The organism is Xenorhabdus mauleonii (genome assembly GCF_900113945.1).
Classification (GTDB): Bacteria; Pseudomonadota; Gammaproteobacteria; order Enterobacterales; family Enterobacteriaceae; genus Xenorhabdus; species Xenorhabdus mauleonii.
Genome location: NZ_FORG01000002.1, coordinates 15,501 through 35,931, shown reverse-complemented (window position 1 = coordinate 35,931; position 20,431 = coordinate 15,501). Strand labels below are relative to the sequence as shown.

Annotated in this window: 14 protein-coding genes and 2 tRNA genes; 10 read left to right on the top strand and 6 right to left on the bottom strand. The window is 42.9% G+C overall.

Going from position 1 to position 20,431, the window contains the following annotated elements; all coding sequences use genetic code 11:
- Positions 1 to 259 precede the first annotated feature (259 nt).
- The 6 genes from menD to BM100_RS01820 all read left to right on the top strand — a co-directional run bounded on the left by menD (position 260) and on the right by BM100_RS01820 (position 6,656).
- The gene (gene menD / locus BM100_RS01845; RefSeq protein ID WP_092507393.1) at positions 260 to 1,936 is read left to right on the top strand and encodes a 2-succinyl-5-enolpyruvyl-6-hydroxy-3-cyclohexene-1-carboxylic-acid synthase; all 1,677 of its coding nucleotides are present in this window, start codon (positions 260 to 262) and stop codon (positions 1,934 to 1,936) included.
- A complete protein-coding gene (menH, locus tag BM100_RS01840; protein ID WP_092507391.1) occupies positions 1,897 to 2,703 on the top strand; it encodes a 2-succinyl-6-hydroxy-2,4-cyclohexadiene-1-carboxylate synthase in 807 nt (268 codons plus the stop codon). Before menD ends, menH begins: the two co-directional genes overlap by 40 nt.
- Before the next feature lie 12 nt (positions 2,704 to 2,715).
- Entirely contained in the window at positions 2,716 to 3,573 is an 858-nt protein-coding gene (gene menB, locus BM100_RS01835) for a 1,4-dihydroxy-2-naphthoyl-CoA synthase (RefSeq protein WP_092507389.1), read from the top strand.
- A complete protein-coding gene (gene menC, locus BM100_RS01830) occupies positions 3,573 to 4,574 on the top strand; it encodes an o-succinylbenzoate synthase (RefSeq protein ID WP_092507387.1) in 1,002 nt (333 codons plus the stop codon). Before menB ends, menC begins: the two co-directional genes overlap by 1 nt.
- Positions 4,562 to 5,977 carry an o-succinylbenzoate--CoA ligase gene (menE, locus tag BM100_RS01825; RefSeq protein ID WP_092507386.1) on the top strand — a complete coding sequence of 472 codons (1,416 nt, stop codon included), beginning with the start codon at positions 4,562 to 4,564 and terminating at the stop codon, positions 5,975 to 5,977. The genes menC and menE overlap by 13 nt, the downstream gene beginning before the upstream one ends.
- Positions 5,978 to 6,113: 136 nt before the next feature.
- Positions 6,114 to 6,656, top strand: coding sequence for a YfaZ family outer membrane protein (locus BM100_RS01820; RefSeq protein WP_092507384.1), 543 nt, complete (start codon positions 6,114 to 6,116; stop codon positions 6,654 to 6,656).
- Positions 6,657 to 6,737: 81 nt separating this feature from the next.
- Here BM100_RS01820 and tyrP read toward each other — a convergent pair whose 3' ends face one another.
- Positions 6,738 to 7,943: a tyrosine transporter TyrP gene (gene tyrP, locus BM100_RS01815; RefSeq protein WP_092507381.1), complete on the bottom strand. Its 1,206-nt coding sequence runs from the start codon at positions 7,941 to 7,943 to the stop codon at positions 6,738 to 6,740.
- A 120-nt stretch (positions 7,944 to 8,063) separates the two neighbouring features.
- Positions 8,064 to 8,948 (bottom strand): LysR substrate-binding domain-containing protein, encoded by an 885-nt coding sequence (locus BM100_RS01810; RefSeq protein ID WP_092507378.1) that lies wholly within the window; start codon positions 8,946 to 8,948, stop codon positions 8,064 to 8,066.
- Between the two features lie 121 nt (positions 8,949 to 9,069).
- Here BM100_RS01810 and BM100_RS23490 point away from each other — a divergent pair, with 121 nt between their 5' ends.
- Entirely contained in the window at positions 9,070 to 9,306 is a 237-nt protein-coding gene (locus tag BM100_RS23490; RefSeq protein WP_244590540.1) for a VOC family protein, read from the top strand.
- Between the two features lie 215 nt (positions 9,307 to 9,521).
- Here the strand turns inward: BM100_RS23490 and BM100_RS01800 are convergent.
- Together BM100_RS01800 and BM100_RS01795 are read right to left on the bottom strand one after the other, a co-directional pair.
- Positions 9,522 to 9,597, bottom strand: a tRNA-Thr gene (locus BM100_RS01800).
- Between the two features lie 6 nt (positions 9,598 to 9,603).
- A tRNA-Ser gene (locus BM100_RS01795) sits at positions 9,604 to 9,691 on the bottom strand.
- Positions 9,692 to 9,903: 212 nt separating this feature from the next.
- On the opposite strand from BM100_RS01795, the gene rcsD reads away from it, so the two are divergent.
- A complete protein-coding gene (gene rcsD, locus BM100_RS01790; RefSeq protein ID WP_092507376.1) occupies positions 9,904 to 12,648 on the top strand; it encodes a phosphotransferase RcsD in 2,745 nt (914 codons plus the stop codon).
- Position 12,649: 1 nt separating this feature from the next.
- Entirely contained in the window at positions 12,650 to 13,300 is a 651-nt protein-coding gene (rcsB, locus tag BM100_RS01785) for a response regulator transcription factor RcsB (RefSeq protein ID WP_092507374.1), read from the top strand.
- 67 nt (positions 13,301 to 13,367) lie between these two features.
- On the opposite strand, the gene rcsC is transcribed toward rcsB, so the two are convergent.
- Positions 13,368 to 16,226: a two-component system sensor histidine kinase RcsC gene (rcsC, locus tag BM100_RS01780; RefSeq protein ID WP_092507372.1), complete on the bottom strand. Its 2,859-nt coding sequence runs from the start codon at positions 16,224 to 16,226 to the stop codon at positions 13,368 to 13,370.
- Positions 16,227 to 16,411: 185 nt separating this feature from the next.
- A complete protein-coding gene (gene gyrA / locus BM100_RS01775) occupies positions 16,412 to 19,060 on the bottom strand; it encodes a DNA topoisomerase (ATP-hydrolyzing) subunit A (RefSeq protein WP_092507370.1) in 2,649 nt (882 codons plus the stop codon).
- A gap of 209 nt (positions 19,061 to 19,269) precedes the next feature.
- Between gyrA and ubiG the strand changes: the two genes are divergently transcribed.
- On the top strand, positions 19,270 to 20,016 hold the full coding sequence (ubiG, locus tag BM100_RS01770; RefSeq protein WP_092507368.1) for a bifunctional 2-polyprenyl-6-hydroxyphenol methylase/3-demethylubiquinol 3-O-methyltransferase UbiG: 747 nt from the start codon (positions 19,270 to 19,272) through the stop codon (positions 20,014 to 20,016).
- The last annotated feature ends 415 nt before the right edge of the window (positions 20,017 to 20,431 follow it).

The window sequence follows — 20,431 nt, the reverse complement described above, 5'->3', positions numbered from 1 at the left end:
CTTACTTCTTACTTCTTACTTCTTACTTCTTACTTCTTACTTCTTACCTGCCTATGTCTTAGGCGCTCAATATTCTGAATAACCGTCTCCGGTATCAGCGTGTTACACGAAACTTAATGGATGAAATACTGCCAATTAAATAACAATTCTTTGAACTAAGATAAAGAAATGGCTTTTACAAGGATTAACTGGATGAATGCCTTATATAATACCTTTTATTTTTTATCGTCGTTTTTGAAAAGAAATTTTTGGGCATCGTATGTCAAACAGCGCACTGAACCGCCATTGGGCGACACTTTTATTGGAAGCATTAACCCGCCATGGATTGCGTCATGTTTGTATTGCGCCAGGTTCCCGCTCAACGCCATTAACGTTGGCAGCCGCAGAAAATCACAAACTTGTCTGCCATACTCATTTTGATGAGCGGGGCTTGGGCCATTTGGCTTTGGGGCTCGCGAAAGCAGGAAAAGAACCCGTTGCTGTGATTGTGACATCAGGAACAGCGGTCGCTAATTTGTATCCTGCATTGATTGAAGCCGGGTTGACGGGTGAACGCTTGGTTTTTCTTACCGCGGACAGACCGCCAGAATTAATCGATTGTGGTGCAAATCAAGCTATCCGCCAAACCGGTATTTTTGCTTCCCATCCCACTCAAGCCCTTGCGTTGCCACGCCCTACCGCCGATATTCCTGCCAGTTGGCTGGTTTCTTCTATCGATAATGGAATGTCAAACCTAAGGCAAGGAACATTGCATATTAATTGCCCTTTTGCTGAACCGTTATATGGCGCTGATGCCAGCGAGCAGCAAGAATGGCTGCAAACATTGGGAGATTGGTGGCAAGGAGATCAGCCCTGGTTGAAACAGCCTGAAGCTCACTTTATTGCCAAGGTAGATGATTGGCAATATTGGCAGGAAAAGCAGGGCATCGTGCTGGCTGGCAGAATGAGTGCTGAAGAAGGGCAGCTTGTTGCCCTGTGGGCGGAAAAAATGGGCTGGCCGCTGATTAGTGATGTATTGTCCCAAACAGGGCAGCCTTTACCGAATGCGGATTTGTGGCTGAATCATCCCCAAGCTCAACGTATTTTGGCGCAGGGCAATTTAGTCATTCAATTTGGCACCAGCCTGACAGGAAAACGCTTGTTGCAATGGCAGGCCAAATGCCAGCCGGAAGAATATTGGATTATAGACCCTATTGCCGGCAGGCTTGACCCTGCCCACCATCGAGGACGAAAATTTACTTGCCGTGTAATTGATTGGCTGAAGGAAAACCCTGCGCATCCCCGACAATTACCTTGGGCAGATGAATTGGGCATCTGGGCAAAAAAAACGCATGAGTGTGTTGAAACGAAACTGGCGGGAAAATTCAGTGAAGCGTCAGTTGCCCACCAATTGCATCAATTGCTGCCGGAGCATGGGCAATTATTTATCGGCAATAGTTTGATCGTGCGTTTGGTCGATGCCTTAGGGCAGTTGCCGGCGGGATATCCGGTTTACAGTAACCGGGGTGCCAGTGGCATCGATGGTCTCATTGCAACCACTGCCGGTGTTCAACGGGCAACCAATAAGCCGACACTGGCGATTATTGGTGATATCTCCGCACTCTATGATTTAAATAGCTTGGCTTTGCTGCGTGATCTCTCAACGCCGTTACTGCTGATCATTGTCAACAATAATGGCGGCCAGATTTTCTCATTGTTACCGACACCGGAGACAGAGCGCCAACATTTTTACTGCATGCCGCAAAATGTCCATTTTGACCACGCTGCGGCGATGTTTGGCCTGAAGTATGCCGCACCGGAAAGTTGGGCGGAATTGGAAAGGCTCTCTGAACAAGTGTGGGAAAACAACGAAACCACATTGATTGAATTAAAAGTTGCAGGCAGTGACGGGGCTAAATGCCTGCAAGAATTGCTGAAACAGGTGGAAATGCTGTGACATTGGGTTGCCAGAAGTTTTATCCGCATAATCAAGGCGCATGGTTAGTTTGGCTGCATGGCTTGCTGGGAAGGGGCGATGATTGGCTTCCTGTGGTGAATGCCTGTGATCAGTATGCGTCATTGGTTATTGATCTTCCCGGTCATGGCAGTTCCGCCGATATTACATTAAAAGGCGGCTTTGCTGAGATGAGCGAGTTGTTGGATGCAACGTTGTCTGAGCAGCAGATTGATGATTATTGGTTGATTGGTTATTCATTGGGTGGCCGGATTGCCATGTATCATGCAACTCACGGCAAACATGATGGCTTGCGGGGTTTATTGGTAGAAGGGGGAAATCCGGGGTTGCCTACTCAGCAGGATCGCACCGTGCGATTGCAGCATGATAAACATTGGGCACAACGCTTTCGACAAGAGCCAATCGAATCTGTTCTGATTGATTGGTATCAGCAGCCGGTATTTGCCGATCTTACTTCGGAACCGCGTGAGCAATTGCTCCATATCCGCAGCCAAAATAGCGGTAGTTGTATCGCTGATATGCTGGAAAACACCTCTTTGGCACATCAATCTTGGTTAGTTCCTGATTTACAGCAACTAAATATGCCTTTTTCCTATCTATGTGGCGAAAATGATTGTAAGTTTCAGGAAATAGCGGCGCGCTATTCTCTGCCATTAAAAACGATCCCTCAAGTTGGGCATAATGCTCATTATGGTAATTCTGTGGCTTTTTCGGCTGCAGTGAATCACTTTTTATCACTTTTTGGTTAAGGAAATTCAGTAATGCTCTACCCAAACGAAAAAGAATTGTATGCCCCTGTTGAATGGCAAGATTGTTCCCATGAATTTGAAGACGTTCTTTATCATAAATCCACTGACGGAATCGCCAAGATTACGATTAATCGCCCACAGGTACGCAATGCATTTCGCCCCCAGACCGTCAAAGAGATGATGCAAGCGCTGGCCGATGCCCGATATGACGATGCGATTGGTACGATTATTCTGACGGGGATGGGAGAAAAAGCCTTCTGTGCGGGCGGGGATCAAAAAATCCGTGGCGATTACGGTGGTTACAAAGATGACAGTGGAGTACATCACCTGAATGTATTGGATTTCCAGCGCCAGATCCGCACTTGTCCAAAGCCTGTCGTTGCTATGGTTGCAGGGTATGCCATTGGCGGTGGTCATGTATTGCATTTGATGTGTGATTTGACCATTGCTGCTGATAACGCCATTTTCGGTCAAACCGGCCCCAAAGTTGGTTCTTTTGATGGCGGTTGGGGGGCATCTTATATGGCCCGGATCGTGGGGCAGAAGAAAGCCCGTGAAATATGGTTCCTGTGCCGTCAGTATAATGCAAAAGAAGCACTGGATATGGGGCTGGTCAATACGGTCGTGCCTTATGCTGATCTGGAAAAAGAAACTGTGCGCTGGTGCCGGGAAATGCTGGAAAATAGCCCAATGGCGCTGCGTTGTCTGAAAGCTGCATTAAATGCAGATTGCGATGGTCAGGCAGGTTTGCAAGAGCTGGCGGGGAATGCCACGATGCTGTTTTATATGACGGAAGAAGGGCAGGAAGGGCGTAATGCATTCAATGAAAAACGTCACCCTGATTTCAGCAAATTCAAGCGAAATCCATAATGCGTAAAGCGACTTTATATCAATTCAGCCTGCCAATGGAGGCTGGTGTCATTCTGCGCTACCAGCGCCTGAAAAGTCGTGATGGCTTTTTGGTTCATTTGCAGGATAACGGGCGTGAGGGTTGGGGAGAAATCTCCCCGTTACCTGAATTCAGCCACGAAACACTCGAACAGGCGAAATCCGCTGCAATGGAATGGTTACAACAATGGTGCCTGAATTCTTCATGCGCAGAAAAAACTCAGCAGGAAGAAAGCGCTCTTCCATCTGTTGCGTTTGGCATTAGTTGTGCTTTGGCTGAATTACAGGGGGAACTGCCGGAAGAAGCCAATTATCACAAGGCTCTACTATGCACGGGAGATCCTGATGATGTAATCCTGCGGTTGGGCAAGATACCGGGCCAGAAGATTGCCAAAATAAAAGTCGGATTATATGAAGCCGTGCGGGATGGCATGGTCGTGAATGTCATGCTGGAAGCTGTACCGGACCTTAAACTGCGACTGGATGCCAACCGCAGTTGGACACTTGCAAAAGCGGATGGTTTTGCGAAATATGTCAATCCTGAATATCGGCGAAGAATAGCTTTCCTTGAAGAACCTTGTAAAACTCGGGAAGAATCGCTGGAATTTGCCCGCAAGACTGGGATCGCAATCGCATGGGATGAGAGTGTGCGTGAAGCAGATTTTACAGTAGAAGCACAAGAAGGGGTTTCTGCCATTGTCATTAAACCAATGCTGGTAGGCAGTATTGCCCGTTGTCGTCGGTTGGTCGCGGAGGCACATCAAGCAGGGTTGGAAGCAGTGATCAGTTCCAGCATTGAAACGAGCTTTGGTTTGACTCAATTGGCCCGTCTTGCTTATTGGCTGACGCCAGATACAGTTCCTGGCCTGGATACACTGGATCTTATTCAGTCACAGCTTATTCGATGCTGGCCGGAAAGTGATATTTCATGTACGGCATTGGATAAACTGGCATGCGTTTGGAGCCATGAATGCCAGCAATAGAATTCATGGAATGGCCGTGGCGGCATTGGGCTGCAATCCATCCAAATAAACTGGCTGTTCAGTTAGATGATGAGTCATTAACTTGGCAGCAATTAGCGCGAAAAATTGATGTAACTGCTGCCAGTTTCCAACAACAGGGGCTTTCTGAAGGCAATGGTATACTCCTCAGGGGCAAAAACAGTGTGGAGCTCCTGTTATGTTATCTTGCCGCACTGCAATGTGGTGCAAGGGCCTTGCCTTTAAACCCTCAACTACCAGAAAAATTATTGGTGGAGCTGCTGCCTCACCTCAATATCGATTATGGCGTGGATTTCACCGATTCATCTTCACCAAGCCTTGAGATCAGAAAACTTGACTGGTGCCAGATACCACTGGTTATTCCTGAACAGCCTAAAATATTGTGGCAAAGCCATCGCCCTGCCAGCATGATCCTGACTTCGGGTTCATCGGGATTGCCGAAAGCCGCAGTGCATTCCATTAATGCCCACTTTGCCAGCGCACAGGGCATTCTGTCTTGCATGGATTTTCAACCACATGATCGTTGGTTGCTTTCATTGCCGCTCTATCATGTTTCAGGTCAAGGGATCTTGTGGCGCTGGCTGCAAACCGGGGCAGAATTGGCATTATTGAGGCGTTTACATCCACTGAGCCGCGCACTATCCGGTTGCACTCATGCATCGCTCGTTCCTACCCAGCTCTGGCGTCTGCTGAATCAATCCAATGAACATAAATTGACCTTGAAAGAAGTCCTGTTGGGAGGGGCAACGATACCAACGGCATTGACTCAACAGGCGGAACAGTTGGGAATTCATTGCTGGTGTGGTTATGGCCTGACAGAAATGGCATCGACTGTTTGTGCGAAAAGGGCAGATGAGTTGCCGGGAGTCGGAAATCCGCTTCCGGGCAAATCCATTCGCGTGGTGGATGAAGAAATTCAAATTCACGCGGATAGCATCGCCTTGGGTTATTGGTTTGATGGTGAATTGAAACCCCTGACAGGTAGCGATGGTTGGTTTCCAACCCGTGATCGGGGTATGTTCAATCTTGGGGAGTTGTGTATTTTAGGGCGTCTCGATAATCAATTTTTTAGTGGCGGAGAGGGGATCCAGCCAGAAGATATCGAGAAAATCATCAACCAGCATCCTCAGATCGAACAAAGTATTGTTGTTCCCATTCCTGATATGGAATTTGGTCATCGCCCGGTCGCGGTGATTGACACCCAATATCCTGAGCTGGTGGTAACGCTTATTGACTGGCTCTCGGATAAACTTGCTGTTTTCCAGCGCCCTGTGGATTGCTATTTATTACCCGTTCAATTGAAAAATGGTGGAATAAAGATTTCACGCCAGCAAATTAAACAATGGGTTTTGGAAAGAGCTGTGGAAAAAACAGATATAAAATAAACAATCGCTGTCGTGTTTACACATCTTGATAAATATAAATGTTTCATTTCCTTTGGTGGCTATGGCATCCCCCGTATTTTAGTAAAATATCTTAAGTAGTGGCATCAGCATTCAATCATTAAAAAGAGAGATGAATATGAAAAATTTGATTACTGTCGGCGCGCTCAGCTTGTTCTTTGTAGCTGGTGCGGCAAATGCTATTTCTATGGATATACAGACAGGAAAACATAATACAAGTACATCTGTGGGAATTGGTAACAAAAATGCGGGCTTGTCTTTCAATGGCAACTGGACTCGCAGTGATCATAATGGTCAGCTTGGCAGCTTAGGAGCGCTTTTTGCTCTGCCTGTTGGCCCATTTACGGCTAGTGTCGGTGGCAAGGCGCTTTATCTGTCGCCAAAGGATGGAGAAAATGGCGCGGCATTGGCGGGAGGTGTCGGACTCAGTTGGGAGGTCCTCCCATCTTTATCCCTGTATGGTGAGGCTTACGGCGCACCAGAAAGATTAACGTCAGGCGTGGATTCTTATACGGAAGCAACAGGGGGATTGCGCTATGTCCTCTTTAAGCCACTGACGGTTAATGCAGGTTATCGAGTCATTGATATAAAAGGGAAGAACGGTCATCGTAACAATAAAGTTTCTGACGGTTTTTACGTCGGGGCGGGCTTTAGTTTCTAGAAATCGTTTTAATTTATAGCAAGTCATAGATGTTAAGGTTATCCGCATCAATATTAATGCGGATAACCTTGCATTGGGAACTTATCCTACCTGAGGCAGAATGCCTGTCACAATGCTAACTTGAATGGCGATGACTGCAATTCCACATAGGAAGACAAAGATCAAGGCTGGCTTGCCCCCTTTGACGCGATAGCCTCCCTTGTTTTCTTCACGGCTGCGCCAAACCAATAGGCAAGGTAATACCAGCGCCAAAATGGAAAGCGCAACAGCGGCATATGTCAGTGCCATAACAAAGTTAGGGTAGTACAACGCACACAATAAAGGCGGAACAAAAGTAGTTAACCCGGTTTGCAAACGGCCTTTCGCATGATTGCGGCGCTTCAGTAAATCGGCCAGGTAATCAAATAGCCCCAGAGAAACACCCAAGAAAGACGTTGCCAATGCAAGGTCGGCAAACAAGTGAACGGCAAGCTCTACTTTTGGAGAGGCAACAACTTCCCTGACCGCTTGTAACAAACCATTCAAGCCAGACTGGTGCGCAAGAATACCAACAAACGTATTTGAGGAAATGGCGCCGAGGGTGACGAGTTGCCACAGAATATAAGCGAACAGGGGAATGGCACTGCCGATGATAAAGATCTTACGCAGCTTATTGGTATCACCACCCATATAAGCAACAATACTTGGTACACTGCCGTGAAACCCAAATGACGTAAAAATCACGGGAATGGCCGATAATACCAACCCTTGTTCTATGGGCATGGATATCAAATTAATTTTATCAATATGCGGCATCATTACGCCGAGTACGATAACCAGAAAAACTATTTTGGCTGTAAACAGCAGGCGATTAATTAAATCAACGGACTGGGTGCCGATACAGACAACGCCGCCAGCAATAACCGTGAAAGTAATAATCCCGGTAGTGACAGAGATGGGTTTTTCGAGCCAAGAAGAAAGGCTTGCTGCCAGCAATTCTCCTGCGCCACTGATATAAGCGGTTGTCAGGGCATACATAAGGAAAAGCATACTGAAGCCCGTCAACACCTGACCACCAAATCCGAGATAGCGTTTTGCTATAGTCCCCAATCCGGTATTAAATTTATTATGTTGATAAACTTCTACAAGCAGGAGTGCTGTATAACTCATTAATGCCCATAGGGCGATTAGCATAGCGAATGTAGTGCCAAAACCCACTCCCGCTGATGCCAGTGGCATAGCCAGCATCCCCGCACCAATCGTCGTTCCGGCGACAATAAAAATACTGCCAATAGTGCGATTTTTCACGCTTTCCTCGTTTCTGGTTATGTTGAAAAATAGTTATAAGACTGGCAGGTTAAATGATTGATTTATGGCTGTCAAATCAATGATACATTAGGTGTAAACACTGCTTTACTATTTTCTTGGCTATTTATTTATCTGTGTCTCAATCCATTGACGAAAATATTTAATGGCATTGGTATGTTGACTGCTTGGATTTTCGACAATGTAGTAAGTGGCACCACGTAATTGATAAGGAAAGGGGCAGACCAATAAGCCATCTTTAATGGCTTGCCGGATCATAAGCCGGCTGGCAATGACGACACCTTGACCAGCAATCGCAGACTGTATTGAGTGAACTTCATCTGTGAAATGTAAACCATGCGAAACAGCTAATTCTTTTGGGCCAAACTGAGAACGCCAGATATTCCAATCCGGAGAAGGGTCAGGAATACGTCGGCCATCGGTATGAATTAATGTCGTTTGCAATAAGTCTTCTAATTTATTTATGCGTAAAGAAGGGCTGGCTGCAAGGACAAAATCATCTTTAAAAATGGGGTGTGAATTTGTTTCTTCTTCTGAAGGAAAACCATAGCGGATAGCTAAATCAACACCAGCCGATTCAATATCAACCACATTATCATTTGCATGAAACAGAAGGTCGATATCAGGAAGTTGCTCACGCAAAAGTGTAAGATGTGGCACTAACCAGAAACTGATAAAAGCAGTGGTAGCCGTTAACGTTAAAGGAACGGGAGTATGCTGTGAGTCAATTTTTGCTATGGCTGTTTTAAGTAATGAAAAAGCTTGGGTTGTCGCGGAATATAAAATGTTTCCTTCTGTGGTTAACTTCACGTGACGTGGTGAACGCTCAAAAACACGCACCATTAATTGGTTTTCTAATAATTTAATTTGATGGCTTATTGCTGTAGGAGAAACACCAATTTCTTCTGCAGCTAATTTGAAGCTTTTCAATCGTGCTACGGTATCGAAAACTCTCAATGAACCTAATGGCGGCAATCGTCGTTTCATGCTGAATTATTCTCATCTTTTGCTGAAGACATTGAATTTGAGCACCACAAAATAATGGCGATATCGTCTATTTTTCTAAATCCAGTGATGAAAATAACTCAGTATATGGGGTGGGGAATTTATGACAAAGCAAGTTGTAAAAGAATTGCGACTCGTCGTGGCTACAGAAGATTTTGACAGAGCCTTGGCATTTTATCGTGATACTTTAGGGCTGACTGAGATCGACTCAGTGCCGCCGGATAATGGCAAGGTCGCAATATTGGAAGCAGGGCGTGCTACGCTTGAGTTGGTTGAACCTTCTACGGCAGATTTTATTGATAGAATTGAAGTGGGCAGACGGGTTTCGGGGTGGATTTGAAGTCACCGATGTAATGGAGGCGACTTCATCATTACAGAGCGCTGGTGCTGAGGTGCTCGGCCTGCCACGACAGACACCTTTTCATTCCATTAATAGTCGGCTTGAGGCGCCAGCAGGGCTTCAATTGACTTTGTTTCAACGAAATAAAGCAGAATTTTCAATGAAATAGCATAAAGTAAAAACCCGCTATCTCACTGAGATAACGGGTTTTTGTATGGTGCCGGCTACCGGAGTCGAACTGGTGACCTACTGATTACAAGTCAGTTGCTCTACCAACTGAGCTAAGCCGGCGAAATTTGGCGGAAGGATAGAGATTCGAACTCTAGGATGGTTTCCCATCGGCGGTTTTCAAGACCGCTGCCTTCGACCGCTCGGCCATCCTTCCATGGCGCGAGATTATGCCTATATCGTTCTGATGTGTCTACCCCCCAAAGATAAAAAATCGCGATTTTTTTACTGTTTGCTCAATCTTCGATCTGCAATGGCCTTTTCATCCGCTAACCTGCTAGTATTAAGCGCAATCCATCTGCTTATTTATTTATGGGTTGATGTCATATTGACCATAATATATTCACATTACAGGCAATGATCTAAAGAATGTCTAAGCAACCACCTATCAAGCCATCCGCGATCCCTCGTTTTTACACGTTATTTGTTACTTTGCTTTTTACGTCTCTATTTTTATTCGGGTATAACTATTTTGATATTTGGCTGATGGAGAAAAAATATGCTATCAGTAGTGTAACCGCAAAGATGAGATTGCAGATTGGAGATTATCGCTATCACGCAAATCACATCTTTGAGCAATCGAATACTTTGCCAGTCTCTTCTCAAAATAGTGCATCATTGATAAAACTTCGTCCTGATGCCTATTGGCTAGAAAATCGTAATCAAAGTGTTGATGCAATTATTTTCGGGCAGTTCAACGATTCGAGCGTTCAACTTGCCCAGCAGCTTTCTAACTATCTGGGAATTCTCTGGGGATCACGCAATGAATACTTGTCCATGTATTATCTCAATGGGAAAGACAACAATTTACTTCTGGTAACTAATCATTCAGTTTTAAAACCAGAAATAAAGCTCAAGGAGAGCTACCTGACCAGGACTCCGGATATAAGGCGTTCTGAGATGTTGGATCAATCTATTACACTGGAGGAAAAAGAAAGTATTTCCCCTATCAATGTACTGCGTAGTGAGAACCTTTATTTTTATACTTACAAGGCGGCGTTTAATACAGTAGGTCAATTAACCACCGTTATTGCTTTTGATCTACCTATCAATAATCTTTTGCCGGTTGATATGTCACCTGCAAACTTCCGTCTGCAAGCGACTAATCTGCATGATTTTGATAACTCCAATAATGTAGATGTTTCATTGAACGGTTTTTGGCTAGAGTTCTCGCAACCTCTTAAGATGATGCCGTATAAATTGGTTTATCAAGTTCCACTGAAAACACTGATTGCGGATTTATTGTTCAGAAATGTCTGGCTTCTGCTTTCAATATTGCTTTTCTTTTTATTCTCATTAAGCGGTATATTTTATATTCGTCGGCGATATATTGCACCAAATGCTTCCATGGGCCATGAACTAAAAATTAAAAATGCCCTGAATAAGGATATTATCGCCAATATTCCTGTTGGATTGCTGGTCTATGATTTTGAATCAAATCAGATGGTTATATATAATAAAATTGCAGAGAAGCTGATACCACATCTGGATTTGAATAAAGTAAAGACAGTCGCGCAACAACATCATGGTGTCATTCAAACATCTATTGATGAGGCGATTTATGAAGTGAAAATGTATAATAATGACTTATTGCCTGAAACATACTTATTCTTGTTGCAAGACAAAGATCAGGAAGTCATGATAAATAAGAGATTGCAACTTGCTCATCGAGAATATGACAAAAGCATTCAAGCCAGACGCTCAATGCTTTCGAATATTAACAATGAAATAAAAATCCCAATTAAGGGAATGAATGACATTGCCGTCCAACTAAAACAGTTATCGCAAGATGAAAACGAACTTAAGTTATTGGATAAATTATTGGCTAAATCTGAATATATTACAGAATGGGTTGATAATATTTCGTTACTTAATGGGCTAGAATTAGGTGACTGGCAGCCTGTAAATGAGGTATTCTCTCTATCCTCACGGTTGGAGAATATTTTAAAGGCTTCATTGGCAACCTTAAATGCGAAGGGATTACGGGTTTATTATCATTTTAATATTCCCCATGAATCTTTATTCATTGGAGATGGCTATGCATTAAGTAAAATTGTCACGCTGTTATTTAATTATGCAATGACGACAACCAGCTATGGTAAAATATCATTGACTGTTAATAGCTCTGGTAAATATGACAACCATATTCAGATTGAGCTGGTGGATAGTGGCTCTGGTTTAAGCGAAAAGGATTTGATGAGTTTGAATTATCCGTTTTTGAACCAATCTGCAGAAGATAAGTATTCTACTAATTCTGGCATGACGTTTTATTTATGTAATCAGTTATGCAAAAGAATGGATGGAAGCCTTGAGATTAAAAGTAAACTGAGCTTGGGTACGCATTATGTGATCAACCTACCATTGGTACAACATGATGAGGAAAACAGTGAAACACCTCGGCTTCTGGAGGGAGTTACCGCTTTAATTGATATCAATAATCCTGAAATTAGTAAAATAATACATACATATCTTGATGATTATGGTGCAACATATTTCGTTAAAGGCAAAGAAAATGTCACGGAAGAGTGCGATATTATTCTGACGGACAAACGATACAAAGAGAAAAAATCAACTATATTATTAGTAGGTAGTCTAGCTGGATTCGAGAGAGTAAAACCCGGCCTGATTAAATGTAATTACAATTTTGTTGATTCTGTTATCAATGCTATATCGCTTTTGATTGAAGAAAATTTCAGTTTGGATGAATCCAGAGAAACGCCTGAGTTCACTCAGCTAACATACGATCTCTCTGATAATACGAATGCGGTAGAAAACATTGATTTATTTGCGTCTGGTGATAGTAACATTTGGAATATTATCAAGAATTGTCAAATTCAATTGGCTAATAGTGACTATAGGGAATTATTTATAGAGACAGTGCCTATGGATATCACTAAACTGTATACTGATATAGAACAATATGATTTGGTATCGCTTTCGCAAACGGTACACCGCCTTAAAGGGGTGTTCGCTATGTTAGAGCTTAAATTTCTTAGGTCATCATGTGAGGCGTTGGAAAAACACATAGCAGACAATAATGAAGTAGAAATCAAAAATAGCATCAGCCTCATTGATTCCTTTGTCACAAAGCTGTTGCAGCAAGGTAACCAATAATATGAATAACCTTAATGTCATTATTGCTGATGACCATCCCATAGTCTTGTTTGGCATTCGCAAATCACTTGAACAAATTGAGTGGATTAATGTCGTTGGTGAATTTGAAAATTCAACTACGCTCATTAATAGTTTGCCACATATAGAAGCAGATGTTCTCATAACAGATTTATCGATGCCTGGGGATAAATATGGCGACGGTATCACCTTAATAAAATATATTAAACGTCATTACCCAACATTAGCCGTTATTGTTCTCACGATGAACAATAATCCAGCAATTTTAAGCGCTATACTTGAGCTTGATATTGAAGGAATAGTGTTAAAGCAGGGAGCGCCAACTGATTTACCGAAAGCACTTTCTGCCTTACAAAAAGGCAAGCAATTCACGCCTGAAAGCGTGTCTAAATTGTTGGAAAAAGTAAATGCTAATGGTTATGGGGATAAGCGTTTATCTCCAAAAGAGAGTGAAGTTCTGCGTTTATTTGCTGAGGGTTTTTTGGTCACTGATATTGCCAAGAAACTTAATCGCAGTATTAAGACTATCAGTAGTCAGAAAAAATCAGCGATGTTGAAACTGGGGGTTGATAACGATATTGCGTTGTTGAATTATTTATCATCTGTCACCATTGACAAAGATTTTGGTAAATAGGTAATGGGTTATCTTCCTTAACAGAGGATCGGTAGCAGAAGTTACCGATTTTTTGTTATTTAAAAAATCAATATTTATTATATTCAGTATTGACGTATTTTATTAGTACATCTTTTAACGTTGCGAGTGAAACAGGTTTTGATAGGCAATTATCCATTCCGACATTAGCACAACGTTGTCTTTCATCTGCCAATGCGTTAGCGGTAATTCCAATAATTGGTTTAATATAGCCGCCATTTCTTAAATATTCAGTGAGCTCATATCCATCCATATTTGGCATATTGACATCGGTCAGAACAATATCTACTGGATTATTTTTCAAATATTCAATGGCCTCTACGCCATCATTAACCATAGATGTATTAAATCCTATTGAGTTCAATTGGTCGACCAACAAATGTCGATTGATGGGATGATCGTCAACAACCAATACTTTAACTTTATTCAAATTGCTATCAGTTTTAATCGTTTTTGCTGAAAGTAGAGGAAGCGATATTACTGGATTAGAAATGATACTATTTTGCTCTGCCAGTAGATTGTCCAGCATTTCATCTAATTTATTTAGCTCATATGTATTATGCAGCCAATAATTTTCATGAATTTGTTTCGGTGGACCAATATGTTTTTCTGATATCTCGATGTAATAATGGGCAGTAATATTTTGCTCATTCGGTTGGTCGCTAATGAGTATTTCTGAACTGTCTATATTATACCCATCAAAGAGGACAACTTGAAAATGATGTTTTGAGAGCAAATTCTGTAAATATTCCTCCATAAAATCATTACGGATAGCCAGCAAGATCTTTTTCTGGTCTCGTTTTTCCGGTATTTTTCTGGCATTAAACTTCACGCCATACAGAGGTAGCCGAATAGAAAAAATACTGCCAATATATTTTTGTGAAACGAACTCGATATCTCCATCCATCAAATTGATGAGCTTTTCACAAATAGCCAAGCCCAATCCAGTACCTTGCGAAGAGTTTTCTTTATTAGACGTTATTTGGAAGAAGGGTTCGAATAGTTGGAACTGCAACTTATCTTCAATTCCCAACCCTGTATCTTTGATGCTGATATACAGGTAACCATGTTTTGAGTTAATTTCAATAATAATACAGCCAGAAGCGGTGAATTTTATTGCGTTGTTAAGCAGGTTAGAGATGATTTGCTGTAATCTGAGCGGATCATTGCGAATGATATCCGGCAGGCCGGGTTCAATATAGCAGTATAATCCCAATCCTTTTTTAGCAATCAAAGGAAGATAATTTGAAATTACATGCGATATGATTTCCTTGTAACTGAAATCCTTGGGTTCGATTTTCAATTGATTGGATTCTATTTTAGAGAAATCGAGGATATCGCTGATAATTTTTAGCAATAATGAGGATGAGTTGCTCATTGTTGCCAGCAATCGAGAAGATTCTAGCGGCAATGAATGCGATTGTACCAGCTCCAGATTACCAATGATCCCATATAATGGGGTTCTTAATTCATGGCTGACAGTTGCAAGAAACATTGATTTTGCTTGGTTGGCTTGTTCTGCTGCTGACGCCATCTCTTGCAGTGATTTTTCCATTTTCACGCGAGTGCTGACATCGATCAATACGCAGATTGCCACTTCTTCATTAAGATAGCGTGAATGTACAAAACTAATTTGCAAGTGATTATTGTTGCTGGTAACAACATCAATATAGCTACTGTTCTTATCGCAAATAATATCCACGATACGTTTTTGATCTTCATACGTCAGCATTTGGATATAGTTATGAGCCAGTTCATTACTTAGGATATTTGCACCGTCACTCACTCTTAATATACTTATTCCTACAGGAGCAGACGCAACAATTTTATGATTGAATTGTTCGTGCTCTTCAAGGCGCATGGCGTTATTTTCTGCTGGAGCGAATATTCTTCGCTCAAGCAGCCAAACGAAAAAGGTAATCAATATTGCAGAAATAACATTCAAGATAATGGCATTAATCGTTTCAACTTTTACTGCGTCATAAATATATGTCGTGGGCAACGCATAGGAAACGTATAATGTGGAAGGCGCTAGCTTCCGTGTCATCATGTAGTAAGTGAAATTATCATCATAGCCCATTATTGATGATCGTAATTTGAATTTTATTGGTGGTAACTGGCTATTTGTTTGTACTGGATGCTGTAAATCAATTTGGCCCGAGCTATTTAGCATCGTTATGATTACGGGTTTTTCTCTCAATTGGAGAAAGAGTTCCAGCCTGATACTCTTTTCGAAACCAATAAGTCCCGCCAATTTTCCATTAGCGTAAATCGGTGCAATAACATAAAGGTTCCCGTCATCTATCCTTGAATTGGGAATAATCCAAAAGATAGAGTTGTCCCTTGTGTTATTTTGTGACCTAGCTAGCTTAAGAGTATTATCGTAAAGCATTTTTTTTAGTGCATCACTGGCTATTATGTTATTGCGGGATGAAAAGTTCACCATGCACATGCTAGGTGTAGCAATAAAAAATATTTGGTTTACTCCACGCAAAGCAGCGATATTATGCGACCAAAATGAAATCGCGCGATTCAATGCATCTATTTTATTATGTTCTGTTTTTCGTAAGGTATTACAATCAGAATTCGAGTTCAGGGATGTATATGAGAAAACGCTGTAATCGTATGGTGGGGTAACTATTTGGCTTTTATCATTCCTTATTGATAATTGATCCTCGGCCATATATTGGAAATCACGCAAAGTAGCGGTAAGACCCCGCATAAAACTGAATGCTACATCGTAGTTAGCATTATATTCATACGCAATATCCGCTTTGACCTTATTAAAAATATCGATCACATAAAAACTTGTTAATAAGGCACCGAGTGCCCATACCATAAAACCAAGCACCCGAAAAAGATAACGGGATATTTTTAATGACGTCTGAAAAGAAGATAGATATCTCAAGAGATCGCCTGACGAAGAGCAAAATTAATAATAACTATTCACAGCATATACTAGTGTAGCTGGGAATACAAAGTAGCATTTGATTCTTGTCTATTCCTGGCCAAAATATTTCACAAAAAAGCAGGCATTGGAGTGCCTGCTTTTTGATGACTATACAACAGCAGAATTAGACTAAGGAATAAAGATTACACTTGGTCTTCGGATTCGCTATGTCCTTCACCGTCATGTCCTTCACCGTCAGAAACAGCAGCCTCCTCATCTTCATCCTCAGGTTCAGCTACACGCTGCAAGCCAACGACTTTTTCGTCATCTGCGGTTCGGATAAGAGTCACACCCTGTGTATTACGGCCAACGATGCTGACCTCAGAAACACGCGTTCTGACCAAAGTTCCTGCATCAGTAATCATCATGATCTGATCAGTTGTTTCCACTTGTATTGCACCGATAACGTTACCGTTACGTTCGCTGACTTTAATGGAAATAACACCTTGGGTTGCACGGGATTTTGTCGGGTATTCATTCTCGGCAGTACGTTTACCATAACCATTTTCGGTGACAGTCAGGATTTCACCTTCGCCACGAGGAATGATAAGAGAAACGACTTTATCGCCTTCACTGAGTTTGATACCACGGACACCTGTTGCGGTACGTCCCATCGCGCGAACACCTTTCACACGCACAGTACCATCTTCCAGTGTCTCTTCCTCTTCTTCAAGGAAGCGGACGACTTTACCCTGTGCAGAGAACAGCATAACTTCATTGCTGCCATCAGTCAGATCAACACCAATCAGTTCATCCCCGTCATTCAGATTGACTGCGATGATACCGGCACTGCGTGGACGGCTGAACTCGCTGAGCTTGGTTTTCTTAACGATACCACTTGCCGTTGCCATGAAGATATTCAAGCCATCTTCATATTCACGTACAGGTAGAATAGCGGTAATGCGTTCGTTTTGATCCAATGGCAACAAATTGACAATTGGACGACCACGGGCACCACGGCTTGCTTCCGGCAATTGGTAGACTTTCATCCAATACATCTTGCCCTTATTTGAGAAGCACAGGATGGTATCGTGGGTATTGGCCACCAGCAGGCGTTCAATGAAGTCTTCTTCTTTGGTGCGTGCGGCTGATTTACCTTTGCCGCCACGACGCTGGGCTTCGTAGTCGGACAGTGGCTGATATTTGACATATCCCTGATGGGATAGAGTCACCACTACGTCTTCCTGATTGATCAGATCTTCAATATTGATGTCTGCGGAATTCTCAGTCAGTTCAGTCCGACGTGCGTCATTGTATTGTTCTTTAATGGCCTGCAACTCTTCACGAATGACTTCCATCAAACGTTCAGGGCTTTCCAGAATGAACAGCAACTCAGCAATGACTTTCAGCAGCTCACGATATTCGTCGAGCAGTTTTTCATGCTCCAGACCTGTCAGTTTTTGCAAACGCAGATCCAAAATAGCCTGTGCCTGTTGTTCCGTCAGGTAATATTTACCATCACGGATACCATATTCTGGCTCCAGCCATTCAGGGCGGGCTGCATTGTCACCCGCTTGTTCCAGCATGGCAGCAACATTGCCCAGCTCCCACGGTTGGGAAATCAGGCCGGCTTTGGCTTCAGCAGGAGTAGACGCGCGACGAATCAGTTCGATCACAGGATCGATATTTGCCAGCGCAACAGCCAAAGCTTCAAGGATATGAGCACGTTCGCGAGCTTTACGCAGTTCAAAGATCGTCCGGCGTGTAACGACTTCGCGACGATGGCAGACAAACGCAGAAAGAATATCTTTCAGGTTGAGCAATTTTGGTTGTCCCTGATGCAGGGCAACCATATTGATACCGAATGAAACCTGTAGCTGAGTCAGTGAATATAGGTTATTCAGGACAACCTCACCGACAGCATCGCGTTTTACTTCGATAACAATGCGCATTCCGTCTTTATCAGACTCATCCCGCAGCGCGCTGATTCCCTCAATGCGCTTGTCTTTAACCAGTTCAGCTATCTTTTCGATCAATCTGGCTTTGTTGACCTGGTAGGGAATTTCACTGACGATAATGGTTTCACGACCATTTTTCTCGTCAGCTTCAACTTCTGCGCGGGCGCGAATATAAATTTTACCGCGGCCAGTACGATAGGCTTCCTGAATGCCGCGACGCCCGTTGATGATGGCAGCCGTAGGAAAATCAGGGCCAGGGATATATTCCATCAAGCCTTCAATACTGATGTTTTCATCATCAATATAAGCCAGACAGCCGTCAATCACCTCAGATAAATTGTGGGGAGGAATGTTGGTTGCCATACCCACCGCAATCCCTGATGAACCATTCACCAGCAGATTGGGAATACGGGTTGGCATAACCTCGGGAATTTGCTCTGTGCCGTCATAGTTGGGCACAAAGTCAACAGTTTCTTTTTCTAAGTCTGCCAGCAATTCATGGGCAATTTTTGACATGCGTACTTCGGTGTAACGCATCGCAGCCGCAGAATCGCCATCTACTGACCCAAAGTTCCCCTGACCGTCAACCAGCATGTAACGCATGGAAAATGGCTGTGCCAGACGAACAATCGTGTCATAAACAGCGCTGTCACCATGTGGATGGTATTTACCGATAACATCCCCAACAACGCGGGCAGATTTCTTATAGGGTTTATTCCAATCATTTCCCAATACATTCATCGCAAAAAGCACGCGGCGGTGTACTGGCTTCAGTCCATCCCGAACATCTGGCAGTGCGCGTCCAACAATAACGGACATCGCATAATCCAGATACGAGCTTTTCAGCTCTTCTTCGATATTGACCGGTGTGATTTCTCTGGCAATGTCGCTCATGGAGCCACTGTCCCTCATACTCCGAATTCAAAGGCTTAGAATTATACCACAAATTGACAGTTTTATAAAAACCTGATGCGGGTATTTCACGATTAAGGCATGTATAATAGTTTTCTATCACACATCCCCATAATACTGTTACGTTTTCTGTGAACCAGTTTTCTGTGCACCAGTTTTCTGTGAAGCAGTTTCTAGGAGCGATATTGCTGATGAACGTCAAAACTCCCGAACAACATACTCTGTCCCATGCCAACGTGGATCAACAGGAAATTGAGAAATTTGAAGCCGTTGCCTCCCGTTGGTGGGATCTTGAAGGTGAATTCAAACCACTGCACCGCATTAATCCACTGCGTTTAAATTATATTTTGCAATATGCTGATGGCCTTTTTGGCAAAAAAGTGCTGGATGTCGGATGCGGCGGCGGCATTCTGTCAGAAAGCATGGCACGTGAAGGTGCTGAAGTGACAGGGCTGGATATGGGGTTTGAACCTCTGCAAGTTGCCCGCCTGCATGCTTTGGAATCCGGTATCTCCATTTCTTATGTCCAGGAAACGGTAGAAAATCATGCTGAACAGCATCAACATGCTTATGATGTCGTGACATGCATGGAAATGCTTGAACATGTGCCGGATCCGGAATCAGTGGTTCGCGCTTGTGCCAAATTGGTCAAGCCGGGCGGGCATGTTTTCTTTTCAACGATTAACCGTAATCGAAAAGCTTGGTTAATGGCTGTTATTGGCGCCGAATATATTTTTAATATGGTGCCAAAAGGCACACATGATGCGAAAAAATTTATTCGCCCATCGGAGCTGATTAGCTGGGTTGATAAAACTCCCTTAAAAGATAAACATATTATTGGGTTACATTACAACCCACTGACGGATAAGTTTCGGCTTGGGCACAATGTGGATGTGAACTATATGCTCTATACTCAATCTGTTAAAAGTGACGATTAAGGGATTAATAAAACAACAACTAGACATTATTTTAAGATTTTATTTTTCCTGTTTTGCCGATAGCTTTATGAAAGTAACATCAAGTAACTACGCAGGTTATCGGCTTTTTGGCAAAATTAATCCTCAAGTTATCCACAAAACTTCTCGATTTTGTGCACTTGAAAAAACGCGAGTTTAACATTATCTTGTTATTACCGTTTAAATCACCCCCTATATGTTGTGTTTCTTGTCACCCGATAGTAACGAACAGTAACGAAGCGAATAGTAGCGAAACAGATAGTAGCGACATGAGCGTTCGATAGATATAAGCAACGCTCGAGATAAGCAAATCGTTGTAAGGCTCCGATTTGGCTTTTAGCCATTCTGGGGGCATCGTGCTGTCGATAGATCAAGAAAACCGAACAGTTAGGGAGGC

Bases quoted from the DNA above. Each gene is read 5' to 3' on its own strand.
- menD (WP_092507393.1), top strand. From the start codon at position 260: ATGTCAAACAGCGCACTGAACCGCCATTGGGCGACACTTTTATTGGAA.
- menH (WP_092507391.1), top strand. From the start codon at position 1,897: ATGCCTGCAAGAATTGCTGAAACAGGTGGAAATGCTGTGACATTGGGT.
- menB (WP_092507389.1), top strand. From the start codon at position 2,716: ATGCTCTACCCAAACGAAAAAGAATTGTATGCCCCTGTTGAATGGCAA.
- menC (WP_092507387.1), top strand. From the start codon at position 3,573: ATGCGTAAAGCGACTTTATATCAATTCAGCCTGCCAATGGAGGCTGGT.
- menE (WP_092507386.1), top strand. From the start codon at position 4,562: ATGCCAGCAATAGAATTCATGGAATGGCCGTGGCGGCATTGGGCTGCA.
- BM100_RS01820 (WP_092507384.1), top strand. From the start codon at position 6,114: ATGAAAAATTTGATTACTGTCGGCGCGCTCAGCTTGTTCTTTGTAGCT.
- BM100_RS01810 (WP_092507378.1), bottom strand. From the start codon at position 8,948: ATGAAACGACGATTGCCGCCATTAGGTTCATTGAGAGTTTTCGATACC.
- BM100_RS23490 (WP_244590540.1), top strand. From the start codon at position 9,070: ATGACAAAGCAAGTTGTAAAAGAATTGCGACTCGTCGTGGCTACAGAA.
- rcsD (WP_092507376.1), top strand. From the start codon at position 9,904: ATGTCTAAGCAACCACCTATCAAGCCATCCGCGATCCCTCGTTTTTAC.
- rcsB (WP_092507374.1), top strand. From the start codon at position 12,650: ATGAATAACCTTAATGTCATTATTGCTGATGACCATCCCATAGTCTTG.
- gyrA (WP_092507370.1), bottom strand. From the start codon at position 19,060: ATGAGCGACATTGCCAGAGAAATCACACCGGTCAATATCGAAGAAGAG.
- ubiG (WP_092507368.1), top strand. From the start codon at position 19,270: ATGAACGTCAAAACTCCCGAACAACATACTCTGTCCCATGCCAACGTG.